The organism is Micromonospora qiuiae (assembly GCF_016863555.1).
In the GTDB taxonomy this organism is placed as follows: Bacteria; Actinomycetota; Actinomycetes; order Mycobacteriales; family Micromonosporaceae; genus Micromonospora; species Micromonospora qiuiae.
Window position 1 is genome coordinate 101,038 of record NZ_BOPC01000007.1, and the last position, 21,322, is coordinate 122,359.

Annotated in this window: 20 protein-coding genes; 11 read left to right on the forward strand and 9 right to left on the reverse strand. The window is 73.1% G+C overall.

Annotated elements, in window-relative coordinates; genetic code table 11:
* Positions 1–36 precede the first annotated feature (36 nt).
* The 6 genes from Vqi01_RS02505 to Vqi01_RS02530 all read right to left on the reverse strand — a co-directional run bounded on the left by Vqi01_RS02505 (position 37) and on the right by Vqi01_RS02530 (position 8,238).
* Positions 37–3,309 (reverse strand): error-prone DNA polymerase, encoded by a 3,273-nt coding sequence (locus tag Vqi01_RS02505; RefSeq protein ID WP_307824999.1) that lies wholly within the window; start codon positions 3,307–3,309, stop codon positions 37–39.
* A 345-nt stretch (positions 3,310–3,654) separates the two neighbouring features.
* Positions 3,655–5,298 (reverse strand): DNA polymerase Y family protein, encoded by a 1,644-nt coding sequence (locus tag Vqi01_RS02510; RefSeq protein ID WP_204032576.1) that lies wholly within the window; start codon positions 5,296–5,298, stop codon positions 3,655–3,657.
* A 236-nt stretch (positions 5,299–5,534) separates the two neighbouring features.
* A complete protein-coding gene (imuA', locus tag Vqi01_RS02515; RefSeq protein WP_204032578.1) occupies positions 5,535–6,314 on the reverse strand; it encodes a DnaE2-dependent mutagenesis accessory factor ImuA' in 780 nt (259 codons plus the stop codon).
* A gap of 133 nt (positions 6,315–6,447) precedes the next feature.
* Positions 6,448–6,897, reverse strand: coding sequence for an SAV_6107 family HEPN domain-containing protein (locus tag Vqi01_RS02520; protein WP_204032580.1), 450 nt, complete (start codon positions 6,895–6,897; stop codon positions 6,448–6,450).
* A gap of 760 nt (positions 6,898–7,657) precedes the next feature.
* On the reverse strand, positions 7,658–7,921 hold the full coding sequence (locus Vqi01_RS02525) for a hypothetical protein (RefSeq protein WP_372444294.1): 264 nt from the start codon (positions 7,919–7,921) through the stop codon (positions 7,658–7,660).
* On the reverse strand, positions 7,918–8,238 hold the full coding sequence (locus Vqi01_RS02530) for a hypothetical protein (protein WP_239098127.1): 321 nt from the start codon (positions 8,236–8,238) through the stop codon (positions 7,918–7,920). The genes Vqi01_RS02525 and Vqi01_RS02530 overlap by 4 nt, the downstream gene beginning before the upstream one ends.
* Before the next feature lie 244 nt (positions 8,239–8,482).
* On the opposite strand from Vqi01_RS02530, the gene Vqi01_RS02535 reads away from it, so the two are divergent.
* The 8 genes from Vqi01_RS02535 (at position 8,483) to Vqi01_RS02570 (ending at position 14,977) form a co-directional block, all read left to right on the forward strand.
* Positions 8,483–9,367 carry a helix-turn-helix domain-containing protein gene (locus tag Vqi01_RS02535; RefSeq protein WP_204032582.1) on the forward strand — a complete coding sequence of 295 codons (885 nt, stop codon included), beginning with the start codon at positions 8,483–8,485 and terminating at the stop codon, positions 9,365–9,367.
* A complete protein-coding gene (locus tag Vqi01_RS02540) occupies positions 9,360–9,578 on the forward strand; it encodes a DUF397 domain-containing protein (RefSeq protein WP_204032583.1) in 219 nt (72 codons plus the stop codon). The genes Vqi01_RS02535 and Vqi01_RS02540 overlap by 8 nt, the downstream gene beginning before the upstream one ends.
* A gap of 110 nt (positions 9,579–9,688) precedes the next feature.
* Complete coding sequence (locus Vqi01_RS02545; RefSeq protein WP_204032585.1) at positions 9,689–10,177, forward strand: YbaK/EbsC family protein; 489 nt, start codon at positions 9,689–9,691, stop codon at positions 10,175–10,177.
* A complete protein-coding gene (locus Vqi01_RS02550) occupies positions 10,174–10,914 on the forward strand; it encodes a monooxygenase (protein ID WP_204032587.1) in 741 nt (246 codons plus the stop codon). Before Vqi01_RS02545 ends, Vqi01_RS02550 begins: the two co-directional genes overlap by 4 nt.
* Positions 10,911–11,483 (forward strand): GNAT family N-acetyltransferase, encoded by a 573-nt coding sequence (locus Vqi01_RS02555; protein ID WP_204032589.1) that lies wholly within the window; start codon positions 10,911–10,913, stop codon positions 11,481–11,483. Before Vqi01_RS02550 ends, Vqi01_RS02555 begins: the two co-directional genes overlap by 4 nt.
* Complete coding sequence (locus Vqi01_RS02560) at positions 11,480–12,355, forward strand: carotenoid biosynthesis protein (protein WP_204032591.1); 876 nt, start codon at positions 11,480–11,482, stop codon at positions 12,353–12,355. Before Vqi01_RS02555 ends, Vqi01_RS02560 begins: the two co-directional genes overlap by 4 nt.
* A complete protein-coding gene (locus Vqi01_RS02565) occupies positions 12,352–13,479 on the forward strand; it encodes a glycosyltransferase family 2 protein (protein ID WP_204032592.1) in 1,128 nt (375 codons plus the stop codon). Before Vqi01_RS02560 ends, Vqi01_RS02565 begins: the two co-directional genes overlap by 4 nt.
* 10 nt (positions 13,480–13,489) lie before the next feature.
* Positions 13,490–14,977: a phytoene desaturase family protein gene (locus Vqi01_RS02570; protein ID WP_204032594.1), complete on the forward strand. Its 1,488-nt coding sequence runs from the start codon at positions 13,490–13,492 to the stop codon at positions 14,975–14,977.
* Positions 14,978–15,109: 132 nt separating this feature from the next.
* Here the strand turns inward: Vqi01_RS02570 and Vqi01_RS02575 are convergent, their stop codons facing one another.
* Positions 15,110–15,799, reverse strand: coding sequence for a CDP-alcohol phosphatidyltransferase family protein (locus Vqi01_RS02575; protein WP_204032596.1), 690 nt, complete (start codon positions 15,797–15,799; stop codon positions 15,110–15,112).
* 45 nt (positions 15,800–15,844) lie between these two features.
* Positions 15,845–16,762 carry a methylenetetrahydrofolate reductase [NAD(P)H] gene (metF, locus tag Vqi01_RS02580; protein ID WP_204032598.1) on the reverse strand — a complete coding sequence of 306 codons (918 nt, stop codon included), beginning with the start codon at positions 16,760–16,762 and terminating at the stop codon, positions 15,845–15,847.
* 305 nt (positions 16,763–17,067) lie between these two features.
* On the opposite strand from metF, the gene Vqi01_RS02585 reads away from it, so the two are divergent.
* Both Vqi01_RS02585 and Vqi01_RS02590 read left to right on the forward strand, forming a co-directional pair.
* A complete protein-coding gene (locus Vqi01_RS02585; RefSeq protein WP_204032599.1) occupies positions 17,068–17,466 on the forward strand; it encodes a helix-turn-helix domain-containing protein in 399 nt (132 codons plus the stop codon).
* A 9-nt stretch (positions 17,467–17,475) separates the two neighbouring features.
* Positions 17,476–18,558 carry a polyprenyl synthetase family protein gene (locus Vqi01_RS02590; protein WP_204032601.1) on the forward strand — a complete coding sequence of 361 codons (1,083 nt, stop codon included), beginning with the start codon at positions 17,476–17,478 and terminating at the stop codon, positions 18,556–18,558.
* 190 nt (positions 18,559–18,748) lie between these two features.
* Here Vqi01_RS02590 and Vqi01_RS02595 read toward each other — a convergent pair whose 3' ends face one another.
* The gene (locus Vqi01_RS02595; RefSeq protein WP_204032602.1) at positions 18,749–19,132 is read right to left on the reverse strand and encodes an Rv2175c family DNA-binding protein; all 384 of its coding nucleotides are present in this window, start codon (positions 19,130–19,132) and stop codon (positions 18,749–18,751) included.
* 164 nt (positions 19,133–19,296) lie between these two features.
* On the opposite strand from Vqi01_RS02595, the gene pknB reads away from it, so the two are divergent.
* Positions 19,297–21,291, forward strand: a complete 1,995-nt coding sequence (gene pknB, locus Vqi01_RS02600) for a Stk1 family PASTA domain-containing Ser/Thr kinase (protein ID WP_204032604.1) — start codon at positions 19,297–19,299, stop codon at positions 21,289–21,291.
* Positions 21,292–21,322 lie beyond the last annotated feature (31 nt).

Below are 21,322 nucleotides of genomic sequence, written 5' to 3' on the forward strand. Positions count from 1 at the left end.
CGAAGGTTCAAACCGATCCGGTGGACGGATCGACGATCACCGGAAGTCGCGGGAGGCGGGGCTGACCGGCGGCTCGATCGCCTCCAGCCGGTCGGCGACCAGGTTGATCACCCCCTCGTGCCGCTGCAACCGCCCGCGCACCACCAGCCCCGCGCTGGTGCGGGCCACCCGCCGGTACCGCTGCCACAGCCCCGGGGAACAGGTGACGTTGAGCATGCCGGTCTCGTCCTCCAGGTTGAGGAAGGTGACCCCACCCGCCGTCCCCGGGCGCTGCCGGTGGGTGACGATCCCGCCGACCCGGATCCGCCGACCCGGCTCGACCCGACCCAACCGGTCGATCGGCACCGCACCCAGGGCGTCCAGCTGCGGGCGCACGAACCGGGCCGGATGGTTCTCCGGGGACAGCCCGGTGGCCCACACGTCGGCGACCAGCCGGTCCACCGCCGCCATGCCGGGCAGGGTGGGCGCGTCCGCGCCGGTCACCGTGCCAGACAGCCGGCCCGGCCGGTCCTGCGCTGCCGCACCGGCCGCCCAGAGCGCCTGGCGCCGGGTCAGCCCGAAACAAGCGAAGGCGTCCGCGGTGGCCAACGCCTCCAGCTGCGCGGCGGTCAGCCCGGTCCGCCGGGCCAGATCCGGCATGTCGCGGTACGGCCCGTGCGCCACCCGTTCGGCCTCGATCCGCTCGGCCACCTCGTCGCCGAGCGTACGCACGCTGGACAGCCCGAGCCGCACGGCCGGCCCGCCCAGCCCCCAGGCGTGCGGCGGCTCCCCCGGCTGGCTGCCCCACCGGGTCTCCGGGGTGGACTCCAGCACCGCCTTCGCGCCGCTGGCGTTGACGTCGGGGCGGCGTACCTCCACGCCGTGCCGGCGGGCGTCGTCGACCAGGGTCTGCGGCGAATAGAAGCCCATCGGCTGGGCGCTGAGCAGCGCGGCCAGGAAGGGGCCCGGGTGGTAACGCTTGAGCCAGGAGCTGGCGTAGACCAGGTAGGCGAAACTCATCGCGTGGCTCTCCGGGAAGCCGTAGCTAGCGAACGCGGTGAGCTTGCGGTAGACGTCGTCGGCCAGCTCGCCGGTGATGCCGCGCTGCGCCATGCCGGCGTAGAGCCGGTCGGCGATGCGCGCCATCCGCTCCACCGACCGTTTGGCGCCCATCGCCCGGCGCAGCTGGTCAGCCTCGGCCGCGTCGAAACCGGCCAGGTCGATGGCGAGCTGCATGAGCTGCTCCTGGAACAGCGGCACGCCGAGGGTCTTCTCCAGCGCGTTGCGCATCAGCGGGTGCGGGTACGTCACCGGCTCCTGGCCGTTGCGGCGCCGGATGTACGGGTGCACCGAGCCGCCCTGGATCGGGCCGGGTCGGATCAGCGCCACCTCCACCACCAGGTCGTAGAACTCGCGGGGCTTGAGCCGGGGCAGGGTGGCCATCTGGGCCCGGCTCTCCACCTGGAACACCCCCACCGAGTCGGCCCGACAGAGCATTTCGTACACCTCGGGGTCGTCCAGCGTCATGTCGCCGAGATCCAGGCTCATCCCGATCAGGTCGTAGCCGTGGTGCAGCGCCGAAAGCATGCCGAGGCCGAGCAGGTCGAACTTGACCAGGCCGACGGCGGCGCAGTCGTCCTTGTCCCACTGGAGCACGCTGCGGCCGGGCATCCGGCCCCACTCCACCGGGCAGACCTCGATCACCGGCCGGTCGCAGATCACCATGCCGCCGGAGTGGATGCCCAGGTGCCGGGGGAACGTCTGGAGAGCGTTGGCGTACTCGATCACCTGCTCGGGGATGTCCGGCACGTCCACCCTGGCCACGTCACCCCACCGGTCGATCTGCTTGCTCCAGGCGTCCTGCTGGCCGGGCGAGAAACCGAACGCCTTGGCGACGTCCCGCACCGCCGAGCGGGGCCGGTACGAGATCACGTTGGCCACCTGGGCGGTGTGCTCCCGGCCGTACCGGGCGTAGACGTGCTGGATGACCTCCTCCCGGCGGCCGGACTCGATGTCCACGTCGATGTCGGGCGGACCGTCGCGCTCGGGGGCCAGGAACCGCTCGAACAGCAGCCGGTGCCGGACCGCGTCCACATTGGTGATGCGCAGCGCGTAGCAGACCGCCGAGTTCGCCGCCGAGCCCCGACCCTGGCAGTAGATGTTCTCCCGGCGGCAGAACTCGACGATGTCGTAGACCACCAGGAAGTAGCCGGGGAAGCCCAGCTCCTCGATCATGTTCAGTTCGTGGTCGAGCTGCGCGTACGCCTGCGGGTGTGCCTCGCGGGGGCCGTAGCGCTCCCGCGCGCCCTGCTCGGTGAGGTGACGCAACCAGCTCATCTCGGTGTGCCCCGGCGGCACCGGGTACGCCGGCAGCTGCGGCGCGACGAGCTGGAGGTCGAAGGCGAGTTCCGCGCCGAACTCGGCGGCCCGGGCCACCGCGCCCGGGTACGCGGCGAACCGGGCCGCCATCTCGGCGCCGCTGCGCAGGTGGGCGGTGCCGGCGGCGGGCAGCCACCCGTCGATCTCGTCCAGGCTGCGCCGGGCCCGGACCGCCGCGAGGGCGGTGGCCAGCCGACGCCGCCCCGGGGTGGCGTAGTGCACGTTGTTCGTGGCCACCGTGGGCAGCCCGGCGGCGGCGGCCAGCTCGGCCAGGGCGTCGTTGCGGTCGCCGTCGACCGGGTGCCCGTGGTCGGTCAGCTCCACCGCCACCGTTTCCGCGCCGAACAGGGCGGTGAGCCGGTCCAGTTCGCGGGCCGCCGCGTCGACCCCCTCGGTGAGCAGCGCGCCCGGCACGTGCCCCTTGCGGCAGCCGGTGAGCACCAGCACGTGGTCGCGCAGGTCGGCGGCGACCTCCTCCAGCTCGCCGTAGTCCGGGCGGCCCTTCTCCCCGCCGCGCAGTTGGGCGCGGGCGATGGTCGTGGCCAGCCGGGCGTACCCCTCGTGGCCGTGCGCCAGCACCAGCAGGTGGCGGCCGTGCGGGTCGGGCACCCCGGGCTGCGGGCCGGGCAGGTCGAGGGTCAACTCTGCTCCGAAGATCGTCGGCAGGTTCAGCGCGCGGGCCGCCTCGGCGAAGCGGACCACGCCGTAGAAGCCGTCGTGGTCGGTGACGGCGAGCGCGGTGAGCCCCAGCCGGACCGCCTCCTCGACCAGCTCCTCGGGGTGGCTCGCGCCGTCGAGGAAGCTGAAGTTGGTGTGCGCGTGCAGCTCGGCGTACGGCACCGCGCCATCGGGGCGGGTCAGCTCCGGCGGCCGGTAGTGCTCCCGGCTCCGGCTCCCGGCCGGCGAGTCACCTCCGTCGGCGTCGACCGCGAGCGGATCTACCACATGCAGGTGCCGCCCGCTCCCCTTCCCCTTCCCGCCCCCGCTCCCCGTCCCACCCCCGCTGCCCTTTCCGCCCCCGCTGCCCTTTCCGCCCCCGCTGCCCGTCCCACCCCCGCTGCCCGTCCCGCCCCCGCTGCCCTTTCCGCTTCCCGTCCGCCCGGAGAGCACCCGCTCCAACTCCGGCCACGACAGCTGCGGATTGTGGAAACTCACGGTTTCTCCCCCGAGCTGGTGAATCTTGGACCCGGAAGGCCCCTATGGGGGCAGAAAGCGTCCAAGATCGCCTGCTGCGAGTGATCTGGCCAGCGTTCCGGCCCTCCCGGGGGTCGAGACGTACCAAGATCTGGATTCGTCTCAGTCATAGATCGCCTCGATCAGCCATCGACCGCGCTCCACGGCGAGCAGCAGCGCGGCGCCGTCGGCCAAGCGGACCTGGAACCGGGCCCGACGACGCGCCTCGGCGGGTGACCACCACCGCTCGTCGACCGGCCACGGGCCGGCCCAACCGACGATCTCGGCCGACCCGCCCACACCGACTCCGCCGGCAACCTCCGCCGGCGCGTCGATGGTCAGCCGGGCCAGCGGGGCACTCACCGCCAACCGGGCGCTCACCACGACCGGTGCGCCGGTGGAGTCCAGCACGCTCGCCGCGAGCGGGATGGGCAGCACCACCGCCGGTGCCGGCGGCGGCAGCCGCCCGGGCCAGGATGGCATCGAGACAGGACCCACGCCGCCCTCCGGCAGTGGCGTGGCACCGGGGCGGGCGGGCAGCCGCTCGTCGCCCCAGGGCACCAGCCGCACCTGGTCAGCCGGTGACCGTCCGCCGCCGAGCACGGCGGTGACCACCGCCTCGGGGCCGAGCAGGCCCTGCACCCGGATCAGCGCCCGGCTCGCCCGCTCGCGTTCCACGCCGGTCTCGCCCCACAGCCCGGGTTGCAGCCCGGCCTGGGCGAGCACCCCGTCCGGGACCAGCCGCAGCCGGATGATCCCGGCGGTGGGGCGCTCCGGCCCGCCGCTGGAGCGGGCGCCGCCGGAGAGCCAGCCGTCCAACTGCCAGCGGACCCGGTCGGCGATCGCCGCCGGGCTGAGTAGGCCGTCGTGTCGCCAGACCCGGTGCAGCTCCTGGCCGTGCGCGGTGACCGCCTCGATGCCGAGCCGGGTGCAGGCCAGCCCGTGCCCGGCAAGGCGTTCGTGCAGCCGCGCGGCCAGCGTCCGGGCCGCGAACGCCGCGACGTCCACGCGGTCGATCGGCTCGTCGAGATCGGCGGTGACCGTCAGGTCGGCGGGGGGTCGCCGGACCGCGAGCGGTCGGTCGGCCCGACCGCCCGCCAGCCGGTGGGCCAGCGCCCCGTCGAACCCGAACCGGGCCAGCACGTCGCCGGCGGGCAGCGCGGTGAAGTCACCGAGCGTACGCACTCCGAGCCGGCGCAGCAGATCGACCAGGGCGGGCCGGCCGAGCGCCTCGACGGGCTGGGCGGCGAGGAACTCGGGCGTCCCGCCGGGCGGCACGATTCGCCCCTGGCGAGCGGCCAGCCCAGCGGCGAACGTTCCGTCGGCGATGCCGACCTGACTCTCCACCGCACAGCTCTGCGCGACGTGCTCGACGATCCGCTCGGCCGCCGCCGCCTCGCCGCCGAGGTAGCGGCTCGGCCCCCGAGCGGCCAACGCGCAGGCCCCGGGGCGAATCACCTCGACCCCGACCGCGATCTCCTCGACCGCCGCCACCACCGGCTCGAAGGCCCGCGCGTCCCGCCCGGGGTCGTGGTCGACGACCGTGAGCCCTGGGCAGCGCCCCTGCGCCTCCCGCCGGCGCAGCCCCCGGCGCACTCCCTCGGCCCGAGCTCGCTCGGAGCAGGCAACCACCCGATTGGCGTGCAGCACCGCGACCGGGCCGGTGGCGGCCACCCCGTCGACGATTTCGGCAGCCAGCACCGGCCAGTCCGGACACCACAACACCAGCGTCCGCACAGCCTCACTCACGCCCGTCCCCTCGCCCATCCCCGCCCCCACACCCGCCCCGTCCCCTCGCCCATCCCCTCCGATCCGGCCGGCAGACCGAACCACCTCGCTCCGATTTATCCCGAAAGTCACCCCACTGCGATGGATCTTGGACTCGGAAGGCCCCTCTGGGGGCAGAAAGTGTCCAAGATTGTCTGCTGGGAGCGATCTGGGCGCCGCGTGCTCGGAGAGACCGCGATCTTGCACTTTTGGTCGCCGCATAAGCCGCGAAATACTCATCTCGACGACCACAAGTGCATGATCGCCGCGCGCTCGCCAGAAGGCGTGCTGCGGGGGCGGCCGGCTGGGGGGATGACCCGGGTCAGGTCGTCGCCGGGGAGCCAGATCCTGACCTCCTTGGGGCGGGCGGCGGCGCCCCGGCCGCGGGCCGAGATGGTCACCTCCCGGCGGCGCAGTCGGCCCCGGCCCGTGCCGAGTCCGTCCCACACCCCGCGAACCACCCGGAGCATCACGTCCGCGCCGTCCCACCGGCCGTACGGCACGAGCACGCAGCCGCGCTGCCGGGCTCGCGCGGCCAGCCGGCTGGCCACCGAGGCGGAGACGGTGTCCGGAACGGTGGTGACCACCACGTCGACCCCGTCGATGAGCGCGGCGACGACGGTGGGCCAGTCGGGCCCCGGCTGCGGCACCAGGGCGAGCCGGTCCAGGGCGATGCCGGCCTCGGCCGCCGCGCCCGCCCCGAAGGTCGGCATCCCCACCACGGCACACCAGGAACCGGCCCGGGACGCCTCGGCGAGCAGAGCGATCAGCAACGACGTGGCGCCGCTGTGCCGGGACTGCCCGACGCCGACCGAGCCAGTGCCGACCGAGCCGGTGCCGGCCGAGCCAGTGCCGACCGCGATGGTGCTGCCGCGCCGCAGCCCTCGGCCGGGCAGCAGCCCGGTCAACTCGGGCCGCACGGGCAACACCCGATGCCCGCCCGCCGGGTCGGGCGCGCTGGCCGGGCGTACCAACTCGGCCAACGCGGCGGAACCGACCACCATGCGGCCCGCCATCGGACCTACCCCCCGTCGTGTCGCCACCGGACGTTCGCCGGTGGATGGTGCTGTTCGTGGATCAGAAAGACATGTCGTGCCGGACGACGTCCGGCCACCCTGGGTCCCGCCGGTGGTGGCCGGACGCCGCGACTCAGGCGACGAGACCGTCGATCGCCGGCTGGTGCGCCAGGCCGAGTGCGGACTCCACCACCGCCACGAACTCCTCGGCGGCGCGGAGCAGGTCGTCGGCTTCCCGGGCGGTGACCACCCGGGGTATGCCGGCCTCTGCGGCGGCCCGCTTGCCGGCCGCGAGGGCGAAGTAGCTGGCCCATTCGTCGAGCTCGGGGGCGACGCCGGCGAGCAGGACCCAGACGCTGGTGGCCCGGTTGCGTCGGGTGGGCGCGGGACGGGCGCGGGCGGCGAGCACCCCGGCGGCGGCGCGCAGCGCCGCGAGGTGGGCGGCGGCGTACCGGAGGCCGTCGGGGCGGGTCAGGGCGGCCTCGGCGAGACCCTGCCGGGCCACTGCGAGCAGCTGGGCGGGGGTGCGGTGCGGCAGCACGTGGGCGGGCACCGCCAGCGCCTGGGCCGGAGTGGTCGGCATGGGTCTCCCTCCAGATGGGCCGGTGCGGGCGCATCGCGCGACGGAAAGCGACTCCGACGACGCGAGGCACCCGTGGTGGGCGGTGCGGAGGAAGACGCACCAGGTGGGGTGGCCGGCCGGGCGTGGAGCTTCCCCACACCACACCCGGCCGGCGTACCGGCGGGTCCGTCGTCCGCCGCCCGGGGGTCGTGGGCGGCGGACGACGGTCCTGCCTGACGGGCCCGGACTCGCGACTGCCCGGGGCCCGGTGCGGCCCGGGGTGCCGCACCTGTCGGAAGCCGGTGCCGCGAAACACCCGCTCCCGAGGGGTTGGAACGAACGTTCGAGGCAATCGAACACCCGTTCTAACTACTGCTGACAGTACACCCTTCCGCCGGCGAAAATGCAACGCGTGGCGCGCCGTACATCCGACGAACTCCGACGATCCCCGCGACCGTTCGGGCAGAGACCGGCAACAGGTGGTGGCGGCGAGGCGGGTCCAAGCGCGGTGGCCACTGCGCCTGGTGATGTGGACGGGCGCGGGTTGCGGCATCTCGGGGTGTTCGGGTGCCCGGCGCGGGCGCGGGTTGCGGCATCTCGGTGCATCCCATCCTTTGGCGGCACGGGTTGCGGCATGTTGGGGTCTCCGGGCCGATTGAGACCGCGAGTTGCGGCGCCCTGTGCGCGGGGTCGCGAGTTGCGGCGTCTTGTAAGCCAGTGCCCGTTGCCGACGTGGTCTCGTCGTCCGGCCGCCTGACGTGCCTGGACCCGCCTCCCGTCGTCATCGCCCTCTTGCCGGTCGCGCATGGTCGCCCCGGTTTCCGCGACACGCCGGGGCGACGTGCAGTCCGGCCTTCATCACGAAGATGGACCGCCGGTCCACCGCGTCGCCCTTCTTGTCGATCTGGTAGCCCTCCAACCAGATCCATCCGTCGTACGTGGGCCGGTCCAGCACCCGGATCACGCGGAACAGGATCGGCTTGGAGAACTGCACGCTAGCCTGCCGACCCACGAGAAGCAGGTCACCAGCCCGGAGGCTGATCACGGCAGCCACCCGAGGAAGCGACGATGGAGAACACCGGCAGGCTCCCAGCCCATGTCCTGCGTCGCGGACACCAGACACGACGCCATGTAGATCGACAACGAGACCGGAGCATCCTCGTACTCGATCAGCAACTCTCGGCGGCGAGTGCGGCAGGGCCAGGGCGATCCACACCCCGCGCAGACCCAGATCGGCAGCACCGGCCCGTGCGCCGTCACGCGGACTCCCCCGGCCAATGACCCCGGTTGATCGGCACCCGATGCCGAACCCGGCACGGTAACTCGTTCCCGCAGCGACAGACCATCCGCCACCTGATCCACGACCACACCGGCCGGTGCCTACGCCGAAGCGTCAGCGCAACGACGGCCAAGTAGTGGTCGTAGGTGACTCGCCGGATCATCTGCCTCTCCTCGCGTGAGGGGAGCGGCAGCCGGGCCACGCACGGTCATCCGACCACCACACCCAGCAACACCGTCTCACGCACAAACAGAATCCGCAATATGCGGATCGCGTAAGTGAAACTCGCCTGTATGCCGAAAGAGATCAGCGCCTTCGCATGGCAAGATGACGGGCATGGCTCAACGTCAAAGCCCTACCGCCAGGCGTCGGCGCCTTGCGCTCACCCTGCGGCAACTGCGGGATCGGGCCGGCTTTACCTCAGTCGAAGCCGCCCGGCGCGTTGACCATGACGCGAGCTGGCTCAGCCGCATCGAGACAGCCGAGGTCCGGCCCCACCCGAACGACGTGCGGGCACTCCTCACCCTTTACGGAGTGGAGGGTGAGCAGGCCGAAGCCGTGATCGCGGTAGCCCGGCAAGCGAAGCAGCGCGGATGGTGGCAGCGATACAGCGACGTCCTGCCCGACTGGTTCGCCGCGTACGTCGGGATGGAGTCCGAAGCGTCCGTCGTCCGCACCTACGAGTGCCAGATGGTGCACGGCTTGTTGCAGACCGAGGAGTACGCACGAGCCGCGTTCCAGGGCGCTCCGGTGCCGATGCGAGCCGAGGAGGTGGAGCGACAGGTCGCTCTACGGATGGAGCGACAGGCCATCCTCACAGGTGACGATCCGCCGATGCTGCGTGTGGTCATCGACGAGGGAGCGGCCAGGCGCATGGTCGGTGGACCCAAGGTGCTACGCGAGCAGATCGATCGGCTCATCGGATACTCCACAAACAACCACGTGCAGATCCAACTCTTGCCGTTCGGCGCAGGTACCGGCTTCGACGGCAGCTTTACCCTTCTCGACTTCCCGCCGATGCCCGAACCCTACCCAGACGCAGCCGAGGAGCGCATGGTCTACGTCGACACCTTGACCGGAGCGCTCTACCTGGAGCGTCCCGCCGAGGTTGCGGCATACGCTACGGCGTTCGAGCAGTTATGCGCCGTGGCTCTTTCACCTTCGGCTACGCGCGATGCCCTGAGTAGGATCGCCCAAGAACTGGATGCGTAGGAAGAGGTGTGGCGTGGAGGTTTCTCGCGCCGTGTGGCGCAAGAGCACACGCTCTGGCTCGTCGGGTAGCTGCGTTGAGGTGGCTGACAACCTGCCGAACGCCATTGCTGTCCGCGACAGCAAGGATCGGCGGGGGCCGGTCCTGTCCTTCACCGCCGACCAGTGGACCGGCTTCGTCCAGGGCATCAAGGGCGGCACGTTCAACGCCTGAGCGACGGTGCCGGGCGTGGTGACCGCGAGTGCCCCCACCCGGCGACCGCAATCGTCCGACGCGACGTGGCCGGGTGCGCCGGCCGCCCGCGTACCGGGAAGAATGGCGGGATGCAGTCACACCCGAACGTACGGGCGGTGCAGGACGCGCTCGAGAGCACGCACGCCCGGGACGGCTCCGGCGCCCCCGCCACCGTCCGCCTGTTGCCCGACGCGGTGCACACCGCCGCGGCCGCCGCCGAGGCGCTCGGCGTCGACGTGGGCGCCATCGCCAACTCGCTGATCTTCGACGCCGACGGGGCGCCGTTGCTGGTGCTCACCTCCGGCGCACACCGGGTGGACACCGTCGCCCTGGCCACCCGGCTCGGCATCACCCGGCTGCGCCGGGCCACCCCGCAGTTCGTCAAGGAGCACACCGGGCAGGTGATCGGCGGGGTCGCCCCGGTGGGCCACCCGCAGCCCCTGCGCACGCTGGTGGACACCGCCCTGGAGAAGTACGACGAGATCTGGGCCGCCGGTGGCGTACCGCAGGCGGTCTTCCCCACCACGTACACCGAACTGCTACGGATCACCGGCGGAACCCCGACCGACGTGGCGTGAACGAGCCGGAGAGCGTCCCGGATCTGGTCACCCTGCACGTGTGGCGGGTGCCCCGGGCCGCGCTGCCCCGGGTGCTGGTCCGGATGGCACGCGATCCACGCCGGTTGCGCGCCCTGCCCGGCGTACGCTTCGGCAAGCTGCTCGGCACCGGAACCGGAACCGGCTTCGGGCCGGGCGACGCCGACGCGACCCGCTGGGCGGCACTGACGGTGTGGGATTCCCCCGCCGCAGTCGCCCGGTTCGCCGGCTCGCCGGTGGGCCGGGCCTGGTCCGGCATCGCCCGGGCGGACGTACGGCTCGACCTGCGGCCACTGAGCAGCCGAGGCGAGTGGTCCGGGCGGCGACCGTTCGGCGAGCCCGCCGGAGGTCCGGTCACCGGGCCGGTGCTGGCCCTGACGCGGGCCCGGCTGCGGCCGGCGCGGGCACTCACCTTCTGGCGGGCGGTCCCGCCGGTCGCCGCCGCCCTGCACACCGCGCCCGGCCTGCTGGCCCGGTTCGGCGTCGGCGAGGCGCCCCTGGGCTGGCAGGGCACGGTGAGCGTGTGGCGTGCACCGGCAGATCTGGTGGCGTTCGCGTACCGTCACCCGGAGCACCGGGCCGCGATCACCCGCACCGCCACCGAGCGGTGGTACGCGGAGGAACTCTTCGCGCGATTCGAGGTGCGTGACGTGATCGGTGACCGAACGGTACTGGGGTGGGTCGACGACACCGACCCGGCGAAGGGTGGACAGGCATGAGGTTGGTGCGGTGGACACCGGACGATCTCCTCCGGCGGCTGAACGACGTGGTCGCTGTCTACGGTGAGGCGATGGGTTACCGCGTCGACCTGCTGGAGGCCCGCCGCGGCTACATCGCCACCCACGTACGCCGGCCCGGTTTCCGCGCCGTCGCCAGCCTGACCAGCGAGGGCCACCTGGCCGGCTTCGGCTACGGCTACGTCGGCGGGCCCGGTCAGTGGTGGCACGACCAGGTCTGGCGGGCGCTCGACCCGGCCACCCGGCAGCGCTGGCTGACCAACTGCTTCGAGGTGGTCGAGTTGCACGTACGGCCGCCTGCGCAGGGCCACGGCCTGGGCGCCGGGCAGCTGCGCGCCCTGCTCACCATGGCCGAGGGGACGACCACGCTGCTCTCCACCCCGGAGGCCGACGAGGCCAGTTCACGCGCCTGGCGGTTGTACCGCCGCTTCGGCTTCGTCGACCTCCTGCGCGACTTCCGCTTTCCGGGCGACGAACGTCCGTTCGGAGTGCTCGGCCGGGACCTGCCCCTGCCCGCGCCGGAGTCGATGCCCCGGCCCACCCGGTCATGAACGGACGCCCACCGGTTCGCGGCTACGCCTGGGCGCTGCTGGCCCTGCTGGTGCTGGCCCAGATCTGCTATCCGCTGACCGGCGGGACGATCCGGGCCCGGCTGACCGTGGCCACCGTCGTGCTCGGTTACCTGCTCTCGGTCGGTCACGCGCTGCTGACTCGGGGTGCGCGTACGGCGGTGGCTCTGGTCGCCGTGGCCACCGGTGGCGGGTTCGCCATCGAGGCGCTCGGCGTGGCCACCGGCTTCCCGTTCGGCAGCTACGACTACTCCGGGCAGCTCGGCCCGAAGCTGGCCGGGGTGCCGTTGATCATCCCGCTGGCCTGGACCTGGATGGCCTGGCCAGCCTGGCTGGTGGCGATCCGACTCACCAGCACCGACCCGGCCACCGTCGGCACGGCGACCCGGCCGGCGCCGGTCCGCCGGGGGTGGCGGTGGCCGGCACGGATCGGGCTGGCCACCCTCGGGCTCGCCACCTGGGACCTCTTCCTCGACCCGCAGATGGTGGCCGAGGGCCACTGGGTGTGGCGGGATCCCGTCCCGGCACTGCCCGGCCTGCCCGGCGTTCCGGTCAGCAACTACCTCGGCTGGCTGCTGTTCGCGGTACTGGTGATGGCCGCGCTGCGCCCGCTCGCCGGGCGCGCCGTGGGCGCCACCGACGCCCGCGACCATCCGATGTACGCGCTCTACCTGTGGACGTACGGCTCCAGCGTGCTGGCCCACGCGGTCTTCCTCGACCTGCCCGCCTCGGCGCTCTGGGGCGCGGCCGGCATGGCGCTGGTCGCCGTGCCGCTGGCGGTCACGCTGCGGCGAGCCCGCCGGACCCCGGGCCGGGACGGGTCGCCCCGGTCCCGGGTCGATGTCGCGGCATGACCGCAGCGCTCGTTCTGTTGTTCGGCGTCGCCGTGCTGGCCGGGCACACCGTGGTCAACGCCGGCCGGTGGCTGCGCCGGCCGACCGGTCAGCCGAGGGAGGTCGCCGAACCGGTGGCGGTGCTGCTGCCGCTGCGCGACGAGGCCGCCCGGGTCACCCCGTGTCTGCGGGCCCTGCTCGCCCAGCGCGGCGTGCCCGGACTGCGGATCGTGGTGCTCGACGACGGTTCGACCGACGGCACCGCCGAGGTGGTCCGCGCGGTGACCGCCGGTGATCCCCGGGTCACCCTGCTCACCGGGGTCGCCCCGCCGCCGGGCTGGCTGGGCAAGCCGCACGCCTGCTGGCAGCTGGCCGCCCGCGCCGAGAAGTCGGCCACCGCGCTGGTGTTCGTGGACGCCGACGTGGTGCTCGCCCCGTACGCCGTCGCCGCGGCGGTCACCGAGCTGCGCGTCGCCGGGGCGACGCTGCTGTCGCCGTACCCACGGATCGTGGTGCGGACGGCAGCGGACCGGCTGGTCCAGCCACTGCTGCAGTGGTTGTGGTTGACCTTCCTGCCGCTGCGCGCGATGGAACGCTCACCGCGGCCGTCGCTGGCCGCGGCCGGCGGGCAGTTCCTGGTCGTGGACCGGGCCGGCTACCTGCGGGCCGGCGGGCACGCGGCGGTCGCCGACCGGGTGCTGGAGGACATCGAGCTGGCCCGGGCGGTGAAGCGCGCCGGCGGCCGAATCGCCCTCGCGGATGGTTCCCGGCTGGCCTCCTGCCGGATGTACGAGAACTGGCCACGGCTGCGCGACGGCTACACCAAGTCGCTCTGGGCCTCGTTCGGGCACCCTGGCAACGCCGCGCTGGTGGTGGCCCTGCTGCTCCTGCTCTACACCGCGCCACCGCTGGTCGCCGTGACCGCGCTGCTGGCCGGCGCGCCGACGGTGGCCGGGGTCGCCTTCCTGGCGTACCTGGCGGGGGTTGCCGGGCGGGTGATCAGCGCTCGAGCCACCGGCGGGCGGGCCTGGCCCGACGCGCTGGGCCACCCCGTGTCGGTCGCGATCCTCGGTTGGCTGACTCTGCGGTCGTACCATCTGCGCAAGCGGCGGCGCCTGTCCTGGCGAGGCCGTCCGGTCGACTAGGAGGCACGGCATGGCGCGGATCGTGGTCATCGGCGCCGGGGTGGGCGGGCTGGCCACCGCCGCCCGGCTGGCCGTCACCGGGCACGAGGTGACCGTGCTGGAGCGGGCCGAGGCGGTCGGCGGCAAGCTCGGCCGGCACACCCGCGACACGCCCGAGGGCTCGTTCCACTTCGACACCGGGCCCAGCCTGCTCACCCTGCCCGAGGTCTTCCACGAGCTGTTCGAGGCGACCGGGGCGAAGCTGGACGAGTATCTCGACCTGGTGCCGCTGGACCCGATCGTGCGGCACGTCTTCCCGGGCGGCGGGCCCGTGCTCGACTCCTGCGCCGACCCGGTGGAGTTCACCGCCCGCGTCGGCGCGGCCCTCGGCGACCGGGCCGCCGCCGACTGGCAGCGGCTGTGGCGGCGCGCCGCCCGGGTGTGGCGGGCCGCCGAGCACGACATCCTGCGCCGCCGCGTCGACTCGCCCCGGGACCTGGCTCGACTGGCCTGGCGGCTCGGCGACCTGGCCGCGATCCGGCCCGGGCAGAGCCTGCGCGGGCTGGGTCGGGCCCACCTGGCCGACCCACGGCTGCGGATGCTGCTGGACCGGTACGCCACCTACACCGGCGCCGACCCCCGTCGCGCGCCCGCCGCGCTGGTCGCGGTCCCCTACGCCGAGTTGGCCTTCGGCGGCTGGTACCTGCGCGGCGGGCTGGGCACCCTCGCCGACGCGCTGCTGTCACGCTGTCTGGACCTGGGGGTGGTGGTGCGTACCGGCGCCGCGGTCACCCGGATCGACGCGGTGGGCGGCCGGGTGCACGGGGTACGCGTCGCCGGCCAGCACGCCCCCATCCCCGCCGACGTGGTGGTGGCCAACGTGGACGCGCTAACCGTCTACCGCGACCTGCTGCCCGACCCGCGCCGGCTGGCCGGGCTCACCGATCGCAGCCTGGCCGGCTTCGTGCTGCTGCTCGGTGTACGTGGCGAGAGCGGGCTGGCCCATCACAACGTCTTCTTCCCGCGCGAGCACGACGCCGAGTTCGACGCGGTCTTCGGTGCCCCGGGTCGGGGGCTACGGGCCCGGCCAGCGCACGACCCGACGGTCTTCGTCACCGTGGCCGACGACCCGGCGGTCCGCCCGGCCGGGCACGAGGCGTGGTTCGTGCTGGTCAACGCCGCCCGCCACGGCACCGCCTCCGGGGCGGTCGACTGGCGCCGGCCAGGGCTGGCGCAGGCGTACGCGGATCGCATCCTCGACGTGCTGGCCGAGCGTGGCGTGGACGTGCGTGACCGGCTGCTCTTCCGCGAGATCCGCACCCCGGCCGACCTGGCCACCGCCACCGGTGCGCCGGGCGGGGCCATCTACGGCACGGCCGGGGGTCTGCTCCGTCCGGCCAACCGGGGTCCGGCCCACGGCCTCTGGCTGGTCGGCGGCTCCAGCCACCCGGGCGGCGGCCTGCCGATGGTCACGTTGTCGGCGCAGATCGTCGCCCACGAGATCGGCCCCGCCTGGTAGATGTGTAAGGAAGGGCACCTTTTTAACGCCTGAGGTAGAGGAAGGGCCCCTTATTAACACCCGGCCCGCAGAGCACGCACCCGGAGCGCACTGGGCCGGGCACCCCGCGCACCCGGAGCGCGCCCGAAGCGCTCAGGGCGCGTCGATCAGTGCCCGACGGACGGCGGAGAGCAACTGCCCGAGCCCGAAGGCAGCCAGCAGCACCCAGACCGCGGTGGCCATGGTGATGGTGCCGGCGGCCAGGTCCGACTCGATCAGCCCGGTCAGACCGGCCAGCAGCAGTCCGCCGATGGCCACGCAGACCCGGATGGGCCGCTCGCCCACGGTGACCGCGCCGATCTCCCGCATGCCGGCGGCGACCGCGCGGGCCCGGACGTACTCGTGCAGCCAGGACAGCGCGCCGCCCGCGGCGACCAGCACGCCCGGCGCACCGACCAGCCAGAACGCCACCAGCCACGCGGCCTCGCCGAGCCGGTCGGCCAGCGAGTCGTAGACGTAGCCGAGCCGGGTCGTCCGCCCGGTGACCACCGCCACCGCCCCGTCGACGCTGTCGGCCACCGAGGCGAGCAGCACGAACAACGCGCCCAGGAACGGCCCGTCGCCCGGCCGGACCGCGAGCAGCGGTACGCAGACGCAGAGCAGCACACCGACCACCGTCACCGCGGTGGGGCCGACCCGCAGCCGCCCCAACAGGAAGCCGAGGTGGTAGGAGAAGCGCAGCCAGCCGCGTACGACGGGGGTGGCGGCCCGGGGATCGAAGCCGCCGTGCAGCCGCGCCCACACCGTGGCGTACTCGTTCCAGTTCAGCTGTCTGCCCACCACGTTTCAACCGGCTCGGCGGCGCTGAGGTGTCGCGCGCCCCGGGTGTCAGGTCGCGGCGCCCACCCGGAGGTTCTGCCAGATCTCCCGCGTCGCGGTGGACCGGTTGAAGGTGATGAAGTGAATCCCCGGGACGCCCTCGTCGAGCAGCCGCTGGCACATCTCGCTGGTCTGCTCGATGCCGAGCCGGCGGACCGCCTCCGGGTCGTCGGCCACCCGCTCGAACCGCGCGGCCAACGCCACCGGGAAGGGCGCACCGGAGAGTTGCTCCGACCGCTCGATCGTGCCGATCCGGGTCACCGGCATCACCCCGGCCACGATCGGGGTGTCGCAGCCGGCGGCGGCCACCCGGTCGCGCAGGCGGAGATAATCGTCGGCGTCGAAGAACATCTGGGTGATCGCGAACTCCGCGCCGGCCCGACACTTACGGACGAAATAATCGGTGTCGGTGGCGACGTCCGGCGAGCGGGGATGCCGGTACGGGAAGGCGGCCACGCCGACGCTGAAGTCGCCGGAGCGGCGGATCAGGCGGACGAGGTCCTCCGCGTAGTGCACGCCCTCGGGGTGCGGAATCCATTCGCCGGTCGGGTCACCGGGCGGATCACCCCGCACCGCGAGCACGTTGCTCACCCCGGCCCCGGCCAGCCGCCCGATCACGTGCCGCAGCTCCGCGACGGAGTGGTTGACCGCGGTCAGGTGCGCCATCGGCAGCAGGGTGGTCTCGTTGGCGACCCGTTCGGTGACCGCCACCGTGGTGTCCCGGGTCGACCCGCCGGCACCGTACGTGATCGAGACGAACGACGGGCGTAGCGGCTCCAGCTCCCGGATGGCCTGCCAGAGTTGCCGCTCCCCCTGCTCCGTCTTGGGGGGCATGAACCCGAAGGAAAAGGTCGGCTGGCGGGTGCGGACCAGCTCCCCGATCGCCGGGTGAGGGTTCGGAAGGACCGAGGGAAGACCGAGCGCCACGCCCCGACTCTAACGGGTGACGACCGCAATCTCACCAGCTTCCCACGTCGGCGGCGGGGTGGCGGTGGCTTCGCGGAGGATTCGGGGTGGCGGTGGCTTCGCGGAGGATTCGGGGTGACGGTGGCGCGGAGGATTCGGGGTGACGGTGGTGTCGCGGAGAAGTGTCGTACCGGCGAGGTAGGTTCCGGGGTGCGCGGGTGTGGTGGGGGCCGCATGGGGGGTCGCGCGGGGGTCAGCGTTTCGACGGTGGCGCGACGGCCGTGTCCGGCGGTGGGCCACCACCACGCCGACCCTCTGGAGGAGTGATGCCGCCATCTCCGCCCAATTCGCCGCCGCTGCCCGAGGAGCAGTCGTTCGGGGCACTGTTGAGCCGGTTCCGGCTGGCCCGGGGCTGGAGCCAGTCCCAACTCGCCGCCGAACTGTGCGCCGCCGCCGGCGTACCCACGCTGAGCCGGCATGAAATCTCCCGGTGGGAGCGGCAGCGGCGCGTGCCCGGGCCCTTCTGGCGCTCCTGGTTGACACAGATCCTCGCGGTGCCGACCGACCTGCTGGCGGACGCCGCCGAGGGCGGCCGCGTCCCCCGGGCGCGACGCCCCCGGGCCCCGAGGCGCCCGCCGACCCGACCGGCGAGGCAGGCCGTGAGCAGGTGCGCCACGGCACGCCGGGACACGGGTGGTTCGACGCGTCGGGACCGGACCCATTAGCGTCGGGACGTGACCCACGCTGCTCCCGTCTCTCCCGTCGACCGCGCCAGTCTGCGACAACGGGTCGACCAGGCCCTGTCCGACTTCCTCGCCGATCGCCGGGCCTGGATGACCGACGTCGACGAGGCCCTGGTGCCGATCGCCGAGACGATCGAGGCGTTCGTGCTCGGCGGCGGTAAGCGGTTGCGCCCAGCCTTCGCCTACTGGGGCTACCGGGGCGCGGGCGGGGCGGACAGCGATTCCGTGGTGACCGCCCTCGCCGCGCTGGAGTTCGTCCAGGCCAGCGCGCTGATTCACGACGACCTGATGGATCGCTCGGACACCCGCCGGGGCGAGCCGGCAGTGCATCGCCGGTTCGCCAACCGGCACCGGATGGCCGGTTGGGGCGGCGACCCGGACGGGTTCGGCGACGCGGCGGCGATCCTGCTGGGCGACCTGTGCCTGGTCTGGTCCGACGAACTGCTGCACTCGGCCGGGCTCGATCCCCGGACGGTGGCCCGCGCCCGGTCGGACTTCGACGAGATGCGGACCGAGGTCACCGTCGGGCAGTACCTCGACGTGCTGACCCAGGTCACCGGGGACACCTCGCTGGAGCGGGCGGGGAAGGTCGCCCGGTACAAGTCGGCGAAGTACACCGTGGAGCGACCGCTGCTACTCGGCGCGGCGCTGGCCGACGCCTCCGCCGACGTGCGCCTCGCCTACTCGGCGTACGGCTTGCCGTTGGGTGAGGCGTTCCAGTTGCGCGACGATGTGCTGGGTGTCTTCGGCGACCCGGCGCAGACGGGCAAGCCGGCCGGCGACGACCTGCGCGAGGGCAAACGGACCTACCTGGTGGCGGCGGCGATGGAGGCGACCGACGCGGCCGGCCAGGCGCTGCTGCGCGCCGGTCTGGGCGACGCGAACCTGGACACGGCCGGGGTGAACCAACTGCGGGAGCTGATTACCAGCAGCGGCGCGCTGGCCCGCACGGAACAGCGCATCGTCACGCTGACCGATGCCGCGCTCGCCGCACTGACCACGGTCGACCTGGGCACCGAGGCCCGCCAGGCCCTGGTCGACCTGGCCATCGCCGCCACCCGCCGCGCCGACTAACCCCCACCCCGCCTCGCCCTCGCCACCCCCGCCCTCGCCCTCGCCACCCCCGCCCTCGCCCTCGCCACCCCCCGCCCGCCGATCTTGCACTTTCGGTCGGCTGTTCGCGCATTTCGTCCCGAAATATCCCGACGGAAAGTGCAAGATCGCGGAGACGAGGGGTGGAGGGCGAGGAAGGCGAGGGGGTGGGTCAGAAGCCGAGGGCTTGGGCGCGGCGCTTGACCTCGCGGGCCTGGTCGCTGGCTAGGGCGGCGGCAGGGGTACGGCCGGGCAGGCTGTCGTCGGGCTCATAGAGCCAGCGCAGCGCCGCCTCGTCGTCGTAGCCGGCGTCGGCCAGCAGGTTGAGCACGCCGGGCAGGTGCTTGCGTACGGTGCGATTGGTCACCAGGTCGGCCGGGATCCGGCGGACACCGTCGCGGCGCACCGCGATCAGCTCCCGGTCCCGGACCATCTGATGGATCTTGCTGATCGGCAGGTCGAGCCGTTCGGCGACATCCGGCAGGGTCAGCCAGCCGGCGGGGTCGGTGGGGCCGGCCTCGGGCGCGATGCTCTCGGCGGGTAGGGAGTCGGTCACCCGATCACCCTGCCACGCCACCCCTCCCCCCGGTCAACAGCCTCCGGGCAGCATGTTGAGCAGGCCGGATCGAGCTCGTCGCGGCCGGCGTGATCCCACCAGCACTGGCTCGGCGGTAGCATCCGGTTCAACCTCCACCCTCCTGACACATAGACTTCCTGCCGATGGACACACAGGTCGCCGACACGTTGCCGGGCTCGCTGATCGACGGGCGCTACCGCATTCGCGGTCGCGTGGCCCGTGGCGGCATGGCGACGGTGTACACCGCCACCGACGAGCGGCTCGAACGCACCGTGGCGATCAAGATCATTCATTCGACGCAGAGAGCGCCGGGCCCCGCCGGGCCGGACGGTTTCGTCGACCGGTTCACCGACGAGGCCAAGACGATCGCCCGGCTCACCCACCCCAATGTGGTGGCGGTCTACGACCAGGGCACCCACGCCGGGATGCCGTACCTGGTCATGGAATACGTCCGTGGGCGCACCCTGCGCGAGGTGCTGACCGAACGCCGCCGGCTCAACCCGGACGAGGCGCTGGCCCTCACCGAGCAGATGCTCGCCGCCATCGCCGCCGCCCACCGGGCCGGGCTGGTGCACCGTGACATCAAGCCGGAGAACGTGCTCGTCGCCGAGGCGCCCAGCGGTGGCCCGGCCAACCTCGTGGACAGCGTGGTCAAGGTCACCGACTTCGGACTGGCCCGGGCCGTCGAGGCGAGCACCGACCACGGCAGCGGCAACCAGCTGATGGCCACGGTGGCGTACGTCGCCCCGGAGCTGGTCACCGAGGGCCGCGCCGACGCCCGTACGGACGTCTACTCGACGGGCATCGTGCTGTTCGAAATGCTCACCGGCCGGGTGCCGTACGACGGCGACCGGCCGATCGACATCGCCTGGCAGCACGTCGACCGGGACGTTCCCGCGCCGTCGACGTTGGTGCCCGGTCTACCCCCGGTGCTCGACAACCTGGTCACCCGGGCCACCCGGCGGGATCCGGCGGGCCGCCCCGCCGATGCCGGCACTCTGTTGGCCGAGGTGCAGGTGGCCCGGGAGGATCTCAGCGGCTCGCACAGCCACACCGCCATGCTGCCTTCCGTGCCCGGCGAGCCGGTGGTGTCCGAACCGACGATGGTGGTGGCCGCCGTCCGCCCGCACGAACGGCCGGCTTGGGCCCGGCTGCCTGACGGCGGGGTACCCACCCGGGGCCGACGCCGGGCGGCACCGGACCACAGCACCGGCCAGGACCTGGGTTCCCGGCTGGCAGCGTTGCGGACCCGGCTGCTGGGAGACTCGAACAACCGATTCGGCGTCGCCGCCGTCGTGGTGGTGCTCGGCGTGGTCGCCGCTCTCGGCGGCTGGTGGTACGGGGTCGGCCGCTACACCGTCACGCCGGAGTTGGTGAACCTCAGCAAGGCCGAGGCGGAGGCGACGGCGACCCAGGGCGGTTTCACCCTGCGCTACGCCGACCCGCGCTATGACGAGCAGGTTCCGCGCGACGACGTGGTGGCGCAGGACCCGGTCTCGTCCGCCCGGATCGTCAAGGGCGGCGTCATCACCCTGACCCTGTCGCTCGGTCCGGAGCGTTTCCCGATGCCGGACGTGGTGGGCAAGGAGTTCGAACTGGCCGAGGCGGACCTGGTCAGCGCCCAGCTCGAAGTCGTCAAGGGCACCGCGCGCTACGACGACAGCCTGCCCGAGGGTGTGGTGGTGGCCACCAAACCGGAGGCGGGCAAGGAGGTCACGCCGGGCCAAAAGATTACGGTCATCCTGAGCAAGGGCCGGGCCCCGATCACCGTGCCGAACCTGGTCGGCAAGAACCTCAACGAGGCTCGCACGCAGATCGCGCAGCTCGGCCTGGTGCTGGCGGAGCCGACCTACAAGCAGTCCGACAAGCCCCGTGACGAGGTGCTCGGGCAGAGCCCGGCCGACGGCAGCGGTGTGGAGAAGGGCGCCCAAATCCGGCTGGAGGTCAGTGAGGGCCCACCCCTGGTGACCGTGCCCCGGGTCGTCGACCTGCCGTGCCAGCAGGCCAAGCAGGCGTTGGAGAGCCAGGGCTTCCAGGTGACGCTGCAGTTCAACCCGAACGCGATCGCCCGGTTCCAGAACCCGCCCGAGAACACCCAGGTGCCCCCGGGCAGCCAGGTCACCGTCGGATGCTTCTGATGCCCGCCCCGAAATCCGGCCACCGGCCAGC